The following is a 12,539-nucleotide window of genomic DNA, read 5'->3' as shown; positions in this document are numbered from 1 at the left end:
AGCGTTGCGCGGCACGCAAAGGGGTCCGACCGTGGACGGGTTCATGCGCATGCGCCAAGGCCGAGATCGGTCGCGAACCGCACGCCGGCGTCGGCGAGGCCGGCCGACTCGACCCGGCGCGCGGCAGCCCAGGACGCGGTGCGTCTCGTGACGTCGTGCGCGCCCGACGGCAGCGCCTGCGCGAGGGTGACCGCGTCGGCGAGGGCCTTCGACATGCCCGATGCCGTATGGGGCCGCAGCGTGCAGGCCGCGTCGCCGACGAGCGCGGTGCGGCCGTGGGCGAAGGCGGGGCTGAAGACATCGAAGACGGCCTGAACGGACGGCGCGGCAGTCGCGCCGACCAGTTGCGACAGCACCGGCGGCAGACGCTCGCGCGCGAGCGCGCCGAATTCGGCGTGCGCACGGGTCGACAACAGGCCCGGTTCGGCCGACATGCCGTGCAGGCGGCCGCCGAGGTCGGCCAGATGACTGCGCAACGCGTCGAGGTTCGCTTCGGAGCGGTACCAGATCCAGTTGAAGCGTTGCGCGCGAGGCCCCGGCATGCCGTCGGCGGCGGGAATCTGGAACGCCATGAACAGTTCGCCGGGCTGCCGGTAGAGCGTCAGGTTCTCGACCAGCATTTCAATGGTCCCGGCATCGAACGCGGCTTCGTCGACGACGCCGCGCCACGCGAAGTAGCCGGCATAGCGCGGCGCGTAGCCGGGAAATAGCGCCGTGCGGATGCGCGAGCCCGCGCCTTCCGCGGCGACGAGCAGGTCCACCCGTTCGCGCGTCGCGCCGATCTGCAGGTCGACGCCGTCCGGGTCGCGGCGCTCGACCGTCACGGGGCTGTCGTAGCGGATCATCCCTTCCGGCAGCATCGCGCACAGCGCGCGATGGACAATGTCCCACGACGAGAACGGCAGCCATTGACACGCGTCGTCGACGATGCGGCCCGAGCGGTCGATCCAGCGCCGGCGGCGCGTCGGAACCGTCGCGATCGACAGCCGCTGGCCGCCGTGCGCGTCGAGAAATGCCGTCATGCGGCGCAGGACAGCGACACCGCCGCCATGATCGGGCACTCGTCGGTCGCGCCGCTCGTGGACGACGACCTCGTGACCGATGCAATGCAGCGTGACGGCGGCGGCGAGGCCCGCGATGGAGCCGCCGGCGATCGCGATCTTCATGATGCGCCTCTCGAAACGGGCTTCCGGCGCGGATATCGCGGGTAGCGAAGCCCCATGAGAGCAGTCTGGATCGGGCCGACTGAATAGTCCTAAACCGCGCCTTAATTCACTTGATTTATGCGGTGCGCGCGGCGGCGCGGACGGCGGGCGTCAGCGGCGCTCGCCCTGCAGCGTCGGAATCTGCGCGAACAGCCCGGCGAGCCAGTCGACGAACACCTTGAGCTTGACGGGCGTATGCCGGTTGGGCGGATACAGGATCGAGATCGGCCGCGGCGGCGTGTTGAAATCGGTCAGCACCTCGCGCAGGCGCCCCGATTGCAGGTACGGCTCGACCAGGTACAGCGAGGTCTTGATCAGGCCGATGCCGGCGAGGCCGCATGCGATGTAGGTGTCGGCATCGTTGACCGCGACGGTGCCGCACATCTGCATGATGCGCGTTTCGCCGTCCACCACGTAGTCCCAGGGCCGCGGGCGGCCCGTGTCGGCCGAGATGTGGCTGACCGCGATGTGCTGCGTGAGTTCGTCGACCGTTTCGGGCGCGCCGCAGCGCTCGAGATACGCGGGCGCCGCGCACGTGCAGGTGGTCAGGCTGCCGATCCGTTTCGCGACCAGCCCGGAGTCGTCGAGCGCGCCGATGCGCACGACGCAATCGACGCCTTCGCCGACCAGGTCGATCTGGCGATCGGTCACGCCGAGTTCGACCGAGATGCCCGGATGCGCGGCGAGGAAGTCGGGCAGCGCGGGCACCATGATCTGCTTGGCCATCGCGGGCGGCAGGTTCACTTTCAGGCGGCCGCGCGGCACGTTGCGCGCCTGCGAGACGGCTGCCTCCATGTCGTCGATTTCACGCAGCACGCCGACGCAGCGCTCGTAGTAGGCCTGTCCGTCCTCGGTCAGCGAAATCCGGCGGGTCGTGCGGTTCAGCAGCCGGCAGCCGAGATGCTGTTCGAGCGTGCTCAGCAGCGCGGACACGCGTGGCGTCGTGAGCCCGGTCGTGTCGGACGCGCGCGTGAAGCTGCCCGTCTCGACGATGCGCGTGAACACGCGCATCGAAAGCAAGGTATCCATCGTTGGGAAATCTCCAGCCTGTTCGTTGCCTGCGCCGGTGCATGCCGGCGCGGCTTTTTTGTTGAGGTGCCGCCGCTACGCGTCGATGCGCTTCCTGAGCCCGTCGCCCGCGAACGGCATTTCGCGCATCCGCTGGCCGGTCGCATCGAAGATCGCGTTGGCCAGCGCACCCGCGGTCGGCCCCATCGACGCTTCGGCCGCCCCGAGGAACGGCGCGCCCGGGCGGTTGATCAGGTGTACCTTGATGCTTTGCGGCACCGCGCCGAAACGCAGGATCGGGTAGCTGCTCCAGTCGAAGCTGCGGATGCGCTGCGTATCGTATTTCAACGCCTCGTACAGTGTCCAGCTTGCGGCCTGCACGATGCCGCCTTCGATCTGGTTGCGGATGCCGTCCGGCGACACGACCTGGCCCGCGTCGACGGCCACTTCCGCGCGCTCGAGCGTCACCTGGCCCGTTTCCGGCACGACCGTGATCTCGATCGCCATCGCGACGTAGGCCATCAGGTTCTTGTAGCGGCCGAACGCGAAGCCGACGCCGCGGTTGCGCGCGCGCGGCGGCCGCGGCCAGCCGAACTTGGTCGCGACGAGCTGGATCACCTGGCGTGCACGATGGTCCTGCATGTGCCGCAGCCGGAATTCGACCGGATCGACGCCGGCGGCGTGCGCCAGCTCGTCCATGAAGCTCTCGATCGCCCACACGTTGGTGTGTGCGCCGAGCGAGCGCATCGCCGAGGTCTGCAGCGGCATCGTCGGCGAGAAGTTGTTGACGATTTGCTGGGTCGGCAGCGCGTACAGCGGGATCGCGTTGCGATCGCCGCCGCCTTCGGGCTGCAGCATCGGCGTCGACGGCGCGGAGACGAACGGCGGCTCGAGCATCCGCGCGGGCAGCAGCCGGCCGGCATTGACGATCCGTTCGTTGTGCGAGCTGCTCCACAGCGCGTAGTTCCAGTCGACGATATGGCCGCTCGCGTCGAGCGACGCGCTGAGCTCGGTGACCATCGCGGGCGTGAAGTGGTCCCACGTATGTTCCTGCTCGCGCATCCATTGCACGCGGATCGGCTTGCCGGGCATCGCCGCCGCGATCAGCGCCGCATGCGCGGCCACGTCGTCCGCGCCGTTATGCCCGTAGCAGCCGGAACCCTCGGTGTGAATGCAACGCACGTTCGCCTTCGGCATCGACAGCATCTCGGCGAGCGCGTCGCGCAGCGGGTACACGCCCTGCGAGTGCGTCCACACGGTCAGCATGCCGTTCTCGAGATGCGCGACCGAGCACGACGGCCCGATCGAGCCGTGCAGCAGGTAGTTCTTCAGGAACGTCGCGGACAGCGTCTTCGTGGCCGGCGCGGTGTCGCCCTTCGTGTTCGCGATCTCGATGCGCTGCGTCGCAATCCGTTTCAGGTCCTGGTGAACGGTCGCACGATCGGGCAGCGCGCGGCCGGGCGACCAGCGGCTGCCGGCAGCCAGCGCACGCTGCGCGACGACCGCCTGCCATTCGCCCTGCGCGACGACCGCGAGCATGCTGCCGTTGCGCACGATCCGCACCACGCCCGGCATCTTCAGGATCGCGGCTTCGTCGAACGACAGCAGTTTCGCGTCGTACACGGGCGGCATCACGACGCGCGCATGCAGCATGCCGGGCAGCGCCATGTCCTGCACGTAGCTGACGCCGCCCGTGACCTTGTTCGGGATGTCCACGCGCGGCAGCGATGTGCCGATCACCGAGAACGTGGCGGGCGGCTTGAGCGGCGACGTCGGCGTGGCGCTGCGGTGCAGGTCGACCGTGCGCACCGCGTCGCCATAGCGCATCGTGCGGCCGTCCTGCGCCTTGATCACCGCATCGGCGACGGTGAGCGTGCGCGGATCGACGCCGAACTGCTTCGCCGCGCCGTCCACCAGCAGCCCGCGCACCTGCGCGGCCGCGTTCAGCAATGCGGAGCCGCTGTCGGCCATCGTGTGGCTGCCGGCTGTCAGGCCCTCGTCCGGCGATGCGCCGGTGTCGGCCGTCAGGAACGTGATCAGCGAGGGCTTCATGTTCAGCTCCTCGGCCGCGACCTGCAGTAGTGCGGTACGCACGCCGGTGCCGAGTTCGACCTTGCCGGTGAACACGGTGACCTTGCCCTCGGGCGTGATCTTGATCCACGCGTCCAGCAGCGGGTTGGTCTTCAGGCTGCCGGCCAGCGTTTCGGTCGCCTTGCCGACGTGGACGGCGGCGCCTTCGTCCGCGATCACGAGCTGCGCGGCGGCACGCGTGACCGGCGCGAGACTGAACGCGACGAAGAGCGCGCCGGAGACCATGAAGTGACGGCGGCCTTCGTCGATGTCGTCGGGTGGGTTCATCAGAGTCCCTTGCTGATCATGACGGGAGCGCCCGCCGGCTCCGGGTCCGGCAGGCCGGCGACCTGGCGGATCGCCGCGAGGATCCGCATGTGGGTGCCGCAACGGCACAGGTTCGGTTCCATCTGCGCGCGCAGTTCGCGTTCGGTGGGTTTCGGGTTGCGTTCGAGCAGCGCCTGCGCGCGCATGATCATGCCCGCGATGCAATACCCGCACTGCGCGGCCTGATGATCGATGAACGCCTGCTGCAACTTGCCCGGATGCTCGGCGGTGCCGAGGCTTTCAAGGGTCCGCACGCGGCGCTCGCCGAGCGCGGCGACCGGAATCAGGCACGAGAACATCGGCTTGTCGTCGACGATCACGGTGCATGCGCCGCATTGCCCGAGGCCGCAGCCGAACTTCGCGCCGTGCAGGTGCAGGTCGTTGCGCAGCGCGTAAAGGAGCGGCGTGGACGGATCGATGTCGAGCGTGTGCCGCACGCCATTGACGGTGAGGGTGATCATCGCGCGCTGTCCTCCTTTCTGAGCTTCGCGGCCAGGGTATCGATACCGCTCCACGCGGGGCGTTCGGAGTACGTTTCGCGGATGTAGGCGGCGAGATCCGCGATCTGCGCGTCGTCGTACTGTTCGAGGTAGGACGGCATGTAGTTCAGCGTGTCCTCGCCATGCCAGCCGATCCCGTTGAACATCATCTGGATCGCGTTGCGCGGCGTGTCGGCAGCAACCGCCGTGCTGAACGCGAGCGTCGGCCGCTCGCCGATCGACTGCATCGGCGCTGCCGGCCCGTGGCACTGCGCGCACGACGCCTGGAACAGCACCGCGCCGCGCTGGCCGGCCGGCGTCGTCGCATGGCGTTCGGCGGCGCTCGCCGCGGGCCGTGCGGCCGCCGGCTTCTGGATCGACAGGATGTACGCGGCGATCGCCTCGACGTCTTCCTGCGGCACGGTCGCGAGATCGCGCGTGACGGGCAGCATCGGGCCGGCCGCCGCACCATGCTCGCTCGCGCGGCCGGTGCGCAGGTAGGTGACCAGTTGCGCCTGCGTCCACGGCTTGACCGCGTTGCCGAGCGCATTGAGCGGCGGCGCCTCCCAGCCGTCGACGATGCCGCCGTCAAACGCCTTGCCGGCCTGCTCGCCGCCGATCGCATTGAGCGGCGAATGGCACGACGCGCAGTGTCCGAGGCCGTCGACCAGCAGCTTGCCGCGATTCCATTGCGCGGATTGCGACGGGTCGGGCTGATATGCGCCTTCACGCAGGAACAGCACGTTCCAGAACGCGACCAGCGGCCGGAAGTTCAGCGGAAAGATCAGTTCGTTCGGCGGCGTCTTCGTCTGCACCGGTTCGCGGGTCATCAAGTACGCATAGGCGGCCGTGATGTCGTCGTCGGACATGCGCGTGAAGTGGATGTACGGAAACGCCGGGTAGAGCGGATGGCCGTCGCGGGCGATGCCGCTGCGCAGCGCACGTGCGAACGCGTCGCGCGACCAGCGGCCGATGCCCGTATCGGCATCCGGCGTGATGTTGGTCGCGTAGATCGTGCCGAACGGCGTCACGAGCGGCAGCCCGCCGGCGAACGGCTTGCCGTCCTGCGCTGTATGGCACACGACGCAGTCGCCGAGCGCGACCACCCGCGCGCCGGCGCGAACGAGTTGCGGATCGAACGACGCGCGGGCCGGTGGATCGATCGGCGCAATCGACGGCTTGAACATGATGCCGATCGCGATCGCCAGGCCAACGACCGCGATGCCGGTCGCGCCGAACCAGAGTCGTTTGTGCTTCATGCGCGCTCCACGCGAACCGGTTCGCCTGCGTTCGTTCGAGCGGCGGGGCAATGGAGCGGATGCCGACCGCGCGCGGCGATGCGGATTCGGCTGTCGCCGCGGGCTGGCACGTATCGGAGGCAGGGCGCGCGCGTACCGGCGGCGGTCGCTCCGGTCGGCGCCGTCCGATGACGGCGGTGCATCGCCGGGCGATCCGGCCATGACAAGCCGGCCCGGCGGCAGCGATTCGCGGCGGAGATCATGTCGTTGCTCCAGGTGTGGGGAGGCCGCGCGAGCAATGGCGCAATCGCGTCATCGCCCGCGCGTCGGAGGATGGAGGCAGTCTACGCGCGCGCTGGCGCCATTTCCTGAAGCTGCGCTGAAACGTTCTGAACCCTGCTGCGACGCGCCCCGGCGCGGGCGCCGCCGCGTCAGCGCGGCGTGCCGAGGCCGAACGCCGCGGCCAGTTGCGGGCCTTTCTCGAGCAGCGACGTCACCTCGTCGCGTCGCCGCGCCGACCATTGCGCGAGGCGCGCGACGACATCGGTCGCGTCCGCCGGCAGCGCTTCGGCAAGCGACACCGCATCGCTCGCGGCCTTCGACGTGCCCGACGCCGTGTGGGGGCGCACGGTGCATGCGGCGTCACCGATCAGCGCGACGCGACCGTCGACGAACGCGGGGCTCAACGCATCGAAGATCGCCTGGTTGAACGGCATGCGTGTCGCGTGAACCAGTTGGGCGAGCGTGGCCGGCAGCCGTTCGCCGGCGAGTTGCCGTAGTGTTGCGACGACATCGTCGGCGAGCTGCCCCGGATGCACGGACGCGTGATGCGCGTGGCCGGCCCGATCGGTCAGGTGATGGCGCAGCGCATCGCGATCGGCTTCGTTGCGATACCACAGCCAGTTGAAGCGGCGTCTGCCCGGCACGAGCGAACCGTCGAGCGCGGGAATCAGGAACGCCATGAACAGCTCGCCCGGCGCCTTGTGCAGCGTCATGTTCTCGACCAGCGGCGCGATCGATGCGGCGTCGAAATCCGCTTCGTCGACGATCCCGCGCCACGCGAGGTAACCGGCAAACGATGGGGCATAACCGGGAAAGAGCTGCGCGCGCAGCGACGAACCGGCGCCGTCGGCGCCAATCAGCACGTCCGCGCGGAGGCGTTCGTCGCCGAGGTGGACGTCGACGCCGTCCGCGTCCTGGTCGAAGCCGGTGACCGTGCGGCCGTACCGGATGAGCCCGCCCGGCAGCGTTTCGCACAGCGAGCGATAGACGGCGTCCCACGACGAAAACGGCAGCATCTCGGGCTCGTCGCGCGTGACGACGCCGTCGCGATCGATCCAGCGCCGCCGGTGCGTCGGCACGCTGATCGCGTGGCGGCAATGCCGGCCGTGCTGTTCGAGAAACGCCATCATCCGGCGCAACACCGCCACGCCGCCGCCCTGGCCGCGCAGCGGCGACGGCGAGCGTTCGCAGACCGTCACGTCGTGTCCGACGCAGTCGAGCGTCAGCGCGGCCGCGAGACCGGCGATCGATCCGCCTGCAATGACTATCTTCATCGTGGGTGACTCCGGTGTGCGGCCGGTGGCGTGCGCCGCCGGCCAGGCGTCGTGACGCGCGGCGCCGCGCGCTGGCGCATCGCGGCTCGGCGGATCATGCCATGTCCGGCCACGCGCTGCGCCGACGGTGCAGGCGCGGCAGTCAAGACGCCGCGCTTGGCGCCCGCTAGATCCGCAGCAGCTTGCCCGCGTTGCCGCCGAGGATCATCGCGCGCTGCTGCGCGCCCAGGTCGACGCGATCGAGAAAGCGGACCGGCTGCTCGTAGCCCATGTCGAAACAGTAGTCGCTGCCGAGCACGAGCCGGTCCACACCGACGTTCTCGATCAGGAAGTTCAGCACCGGGCCCGAATGCGACACCGTGTCGTAGCTGAAGCGCCGCAGGTAGCTGCTGGGCTTCTGCGCGAGCCGGCGTGTTTCGGGACGCACGGTCCAGCCCGCGTCGAGGCGCCCGACGAGGATCGGCAGCGCGCCGCCCGCGTGCGGCAACGTGACTTCCAGCGTCGGATAGCGGTCGAGCACGCCGCCGAGGATCAGGTGCGACCCCGCGATCGCGGTATCGAACGGGTTGCCGAGCAGGTTGCTCAGGTAGAAATCGCCGAGCCGCGCGCCACCGACCGTCTGCTGCGGATGCAGGAACACCGGCAGGCCCAACTGCTCGATGCGGGCGAACACGGGCGCGAACAGCGGATCGTCGAGATCGCGATTGTCGATGTTGGTGCCCATGTACACACCGCGCACGCCCGGCAATTGCGCGGCGCGCTCGAGCTCGTCGATCGCGTCGGCCGCGTTCAGCATCGGCAGCGTCGCGAGCACGACGAAGCGCGTCGGGTGCCGCTGGTAGACACGCGACGCGGACGCATTCCAGTCGCGCGCGAGCTTCGCGTTGAACGGCCGGTCGGCCCAGTACGCCATCGGCACGCTGAGCGACAGCGCCTGCACGTCGACGCCGGACGCATCCATGTCCTTGAGCCGCGCATCGATGTCGATGAACTTCATCGGCAGCGGCCCGAGGCCGCCGGCGGGCGTGCGGAACGTGAACGACGTATCGTCGCACACGAACGACCCGCCGAAGCGCTTGCCTTCGCCGCCGACCAGGTCGCAGAAGCTTTCAGGGTAGTAATGCGCGTGGATGTCGATCGAGCGCGGCCGGTACGGCGGCAGCGTGGCCGGGGCGTCCAGTGTGCTCGCGGTGCCGGCGGCCGACGCGGACTGTCCGGCGACGGCGGTGCCCGCGAGCGCGGCAAGCGCGCCGAGCAGGCGACGACGACCCGGCGACGGGCAGCAGGTGCAATTCAGCATGGTGTCTCTCATGGTGTATCGAGGGTGCATGGCATGCGGCTCAGCCGCGTGGCGTGATGCCCGTTGTGAGGCGCGTCGTGGTGCCCATCTCGCACGCGACGAGTTGCGTATCGAACTGCGCGCGCTCGCGTTGCGCACGCGCCGAGCGATCGGTGACGGAGAACAGGACGACGCCGAGGAACGCCGCCGCCATCGAGAACAGCGCCGGATACTCGTACGGATAGACCGCGTGCGCATGACCGAGCACCTGCACCCACACGGTCGGGCTCAGCACGGTGAGCGTCACGGCGGTCGCGAGCCCGGTCAGGCCGCCCAGCACCGCGCCGCGCGTGGTCAGGCCGCGCCAGTAGATCGAAAGCAGCAGCACGGGGAAGTTCGAGCTTGCCGCGATCGAGAACGTGAGGCTGACGATGAACGCGATGTTCTGCTTTTCGAACGCGATGCCAAGCAGGATCGCGAGCACGCCGAGTACCAGGGTCGTGCCGCGCGCCACGCGCATTTCCTCCCGGTCGGACGCTTGCCCGCGACGCAGCACGTTCGCATAGAGGTCGTGCGAGATCGCCGACGAGCCCGCGAGCGTGAGCCCGGCAACCACGGCCAGGATGGTCGAGAACGCGACCGCGCAGATGAAGCCGAGGAACACGTTGCCGCCGACCGCATGCGCGAGGTGGATCGCCACCATGTTCGCGCCGCCCGTGATCGCGCCGGACGCGTCGTGGTACTGCGGGTCCGACGCAACGAGCGCGATGGTGCCGAAGCCGATGATGATGATCAGCACGTAGCCGGCGCCGACGATGCCGGTCGCATAGAGGATGCTCTTGCGAGCCGCCTTGACGTCGCCGACCGTGAAGAAGCGCATCAGGATGTGCGGCAGGCCCGCGGTGCCGAAGATCAGCGCGAGGCCGAGCGACACGGCCGATACCGGATCGGACACCAGCCCGCCGGGCTGCATGATCGCCGCGTGTTTCGGGTGGACGAGAATCGCCTGCGCGAACAGCGCGTCGAGGCTGAAGCCGAACCGGCTCAGCACCATGATCGCCATGAACGCCGCGCCGGCGAGCAGCAGCACGGCCTTGATGATCTGGATCCAGGTGGTGGCCAGCATCCCGCCGAAGAACACGTAGACGACCATCAGCACGCCGACGAACAGCACCGCGACCGTGTAGTTCAGGCCGAACAGCAGCTCGACCAGCTTGCCCGCGCCGACCATCTGCGACACGAGATACAGCAGCACGATGACGATCGAGCTCGACGCCGCGAACGCACGGATCGGCCGTTGCTGCAGGCGATAGGACACGACGTCGGCGAGCGTGTACTTGCCAAGGTTGCGCAGCGGCTCCGCGATCAGGAACAGGATGATCGGCCAGCTCGCGAGAAAACCGACCGAATAGATCAGGCCGTCGTAGCCGCTCGTGAACACCAGCGCGGAGATGCCGAGCAGCGACGCGGCCGACATGTAGTCGCCGGCGATCGCCCAGCCGTTCTGGAACGCGGTGATCTTGCCACCGGCCGCGTAATGGTCGGCCACGCTATGGTTCTTGCGCGCGGCCCAGCGCGTGATGACGAGCGTCGACGCGACGAACACCAGGAACATGCCGATCGCGACCGGATTGTGCCCGTGCGAGAGCGCGGCGGGGCCGGCCGCGAACGCCGGTTCGGTGCCGCTGGCGGCGAGCAGTGCGAGAAGCAGGCGTTTCATGATGCGTCTCCGTGGCGAAGGGCCGCGACGATCGTGTCGTACACCGTATTGGCGCGAAACACATAAAGCGCGACCAGCGCGAAGGTCGCGGCGAACATGCCGAACCCGACCGGGATGCCCCACGGAGTCGGCCGGCCCGGCACGATCGGCGCGCCGAGCAGCGCCGGGGAAAATGCGAGCGTCAGGATGAACGCGAAATAGAGGGTGAGCATGACGAACGTCAGCGACCAGGCGAACAGCCTTCGGCGCCGGACGTGCTCGCGAAAGCGGGCGTCGCGCAGCAGCGGATGCGTCGCGGATGATGAGGGTGCGGCCGGTTCGGGCGCGGTGCCGGCGGTAGCCGGAAGCGGGTGGTTCACGGTGTCTCCTTCTCGTCTGGAATGACCTGGCGACGGGCGCCGCGCGTGTCGCGCACGGCGCCCGTGCGTGCTCAGAAGTGCGGCGGAACGGCGGTTTCCCGCATCACGACTTCCGGCGTGCGATAGCGCTCGGCCATTTCGCGCTCGGTGTCGTTCTTCAGTTGCGCCTGCATGTAGGCGCCGAGGTGGCGCGCGTGCTCCACGATCGCCGCGCCGAATGCCGTGCGCGTCTCGCTGTATTCGCACAGCGCGTCGAGCGTGTCGGCGCGCGTGGCGAGCGCGGTGACGAGCGCGAGCGCGTCGCCCGCGGCCTTCGTGACGCCCATCCCGCAATGCGGCCGCGCGACGAACGCGGCGTCGCCGAGCAGCGCGATCCGGCCGAACGCCATGTTCGGCACTTCAAGGTCGTAGATCGGCTGGAACAGCGGCTGCGTCGCACGCGTGACGACCTCGGCGAACTGCGGCGCCAGCAGCGCGTGAGCGGCGTCTTCCATGTCGTCGAGCACCTCGCGCCGGATCAGCGTAGGCGGAATGCCGCCCGCCCAGAGCTTGCCGGTCGCGTCGGTCAGCAGGTTCGGCAGATCGGTATCCTCGCGGGTCGCGCGATACCACACGTAGTTGTAGCGGCGCTCGCCCGGCTTCGTGCTGTTGCCCTGGCCGGCGACCGGATAACCGAGGATCTGCTCATGCGGCGGCAGGCCGAACGCGAAATTCCCGAACAGCGTTGCGTGGGTGGCCTCCGACAGCCCGAGTTCGTCGACCAGCCCGCGCCACGCGACGTAGCCCGCGTACTGCAGCCGCGCGTCCGGCAGGAATTTCTCGCGGATCGCCGAGCGGAAGCCGTCGGCCGCGATGACCAGGTCGGCATGCACGACCGAGCCGTCGGACAGCGTGACCGACGCGTGTTCGGGGCCGTCCGCGACGTCGGTGACGACCGCGCCGGCGCGGTAGTGCTGGTCGGGCAGCGCCGCGCGCAGCACGTGGTACATCTTGCTCCACGCGGTAAGCGTCTGCGGCATCCGGCGTTCCGACACGACGGTGCCGTCGCGGCCGAGCGTGATCCGCGATTCGACCTTCACGCCGATCGATGCGTCGATGCGTACGCCCGCGGCGAGCATCACGTCGAACAGTTCGGGGTGCGTGACGATCCCGGCGCCGCGGCCCGACAGCGCCTCGGGCACCCGTTCGAACACGTCCACGTCCCAGCCGTTGCGCAGCAGGAGATTCGCGGCAAACAGGCCGCCCAGCGAACCGCCGACGATCGCGGCCTTGCGTTTGGTCGATGTGCTGTGGTTCAT

Annotated in this window: 10 protein-coding genes; all 10 read right to left on the bottom strand. The window is 69.2% G+C overall.

What is annotated here, in order from left to right:
• Positions 1-41: 41 nt before the first annotated feature.
• A complete protein-coding gene (locus KEC55_RS33005; protein ID WP_282513035.1) occupies positions 42-1,166 on the bottom strand; it encodes a hypothetical protein in 1,125 nt (374 codons plus the stop codon).
• Between the two features lie 150 nt (positions 1,167-1,316).
• A complete protein-coding gene (locus KEC55_RS33000; RefSeq protein WP_282513033.1) occupies positions 1,317-2,234 on the bottom strand; it encodes a LysR family transcriptional regulator in 918 nt (305 codons plus the stop codon).
• Positions 2,235-2,309: 75 nt separating this feature from the next.
• Positions 2,310-4,571 (bottom strand): xanthine dehydrogenase family protein molybdopterin-binding subunit, encoded by a 2,262-nt coding sequence (locus KEC55_RS32995; RefSeq protein WP_282513031.1) that lies wholly within the window; start codon positions 4,569-4,571, stop codon positions 2,310-2,312.
• Entirely contained in the window at positions 4,571-5,071 is a 501-nt protein-coding gene (locus KEC55_RS32990; protein ID WP_166957941.1) for a (2Fe-2S)-binding protein, read from the bottom strand. The genes KEC55_RS32995 and KEC55_RS32990 overlap by 1 nt, the downstream gene beginning before the upstream one ends.
• Positions 5,068-6,348 (bottom strand): c-type cytochrome, encoded by a 1,281-nt coding sequence (locus KEC55_RS32985; protein WP_282513024.1) that lies wholly within the window; start codon positions 6,346-6,348, stop codon positions 5,068-5,070. Before KEC55_RS32985 ends, KEC55_RS32990 begins: the two co-directional genes overlap by 4 nt.
• A 410-nt stretch (positions 6,349-6,758) precedes the next feature.
• Positions 6,759-7,883, bottom strand: coding sequence for an FAD-dependent monooxygenase (locus KEC55_RS32980; protein ID WP_282513023.1), 1,125 nt, complete (start codon positions 7,881-7,883; stop codon positions 6,759-6,761).
• Positions 7,884-8,049: 166 nt separating this feature from the next.
• Positions 8,050-9,183: an amidohydrolase family protein gene (locus tag KEC55_RS32975; RefSeq protein WP_282513022.1), complete on the bottom strand. Its 1,134-nt coding sequence runs from the start codon at positions 9,181-9,183 to the stop codon at positions 8,050-8,052.
• Between the two features lie 40 nt (positions 9,184-9,223).
• Positions 9,224-10,882, bottom strand: a complete 1,659-nt coding sequence (locus KEC55_RS32970; protein WP_282513020.1) for a cation acetate symporter — start codon at positions 10,880-10,882, stop codon at positions 9,224-9,226.
• The gene (locus KEC55_RS32965; RefSeq protein ID WP_282513018.1) at positions 10,879-11,241 is read right to left on the bottom strand and encodes a DUF485 domain-containing protein; all 363 of its coding nucleotides are present in this window, start codon (positions 11,239-11,241) and stop codon (positions 10,879-10,881) included. The genes KEC55_RS32970 and KEC55_RS32965 overlap by 4 nt, the downstream gene beginning before the upstream one ends.
• Positions 11,242-11,312: 71 nt before the next feature.
• Positions 11,313-12,539, bottom strand: a complete 1,227-nt coding sequence (locus KEC55_RS32960; RefSeq protein ID WP_282513016.1) for an FAD binding domain-containing protein — start codon at positions 12,537-12,539, stop codon at positions 11,313-11,315.

The sequence above is a fragment of the Burkholderia cepacia genome, assembly GCF_029962485.1.
Taxonomy (GTDB): Bacteria; Pseudomonadota; Gammaproteobacteria; order Burkholderiales; family Burkholderiaceae; genus Burkholderia.
The sequence above is the reverse complement of the archived record's forward strand: the minus strand, read 5'-3'. Positions and strand labels throughout refer to the sequence as shown.

Coding starts and splice junctions, on each gene's coding strand:
- KEC55_RS33005 (WP_282513035.1), bottom strand. CDS start 1,166: ATGAAGATCGCGATCGCCGGCGGCTCCATCGCGGGCCTCGCCGCCGCC.
- KEC55_RS33000 (WP_282513033.1), bottom strand. CDS start 2,234: ATGGATACCTTGCTTTCGATGCGCGTGTTCACGCGCATCGTCGAGACG.
- KEC55_RS32995 (WP_282513031.1), bottom strand. CDS start 4,571: ATGAACCCACCCGACGACATCGACGAAGGCCGCCGTCACTTCATGGTC.
- KEC55_RS32990 (WP_166957941.1), bottom strand. CDS start 5,071: ATGATCACCCTCACCGTCAATGGCGTGCGGCACACGCTCGACATCGAT.
- KEC55_RS32985 (WP_282513024.1), bottom strand. CDS start 6,348: ATGAAGCACAAACGACTCTGGTTCGGCGCGACCGGCATCGCGGTCGTT.
- KEC55_RS32980 (WP_282513023.1), bottom strand. CDS start 7,883: ATGAAGATAGTCATTGCAGGCGGATCGATCGCCGGTCTCGCGGCCGCG.
- KEC55_RS32975 (WP_282513022.1), bottom strand. CDS start 9,183: ATGCTGAATTGCACCTGCTGCCCGTCGCCGGGTCGTCGTCGCCTGCTC.
- KEC55_RS32970 (WP_282513020.1), bottom strand. CDS start 10,882: ATGAAACGCCTGCTTCTCGCACTGCTCGCCGCCAGCGGCACCGAACCG.
- KEC55_RS32960 (WP_282513016.1), bottom strand. CDS start 12,539: ATGAACCACAGCACATCGACCAAACGCAAGGCCGCGATCGTCGGCGGT.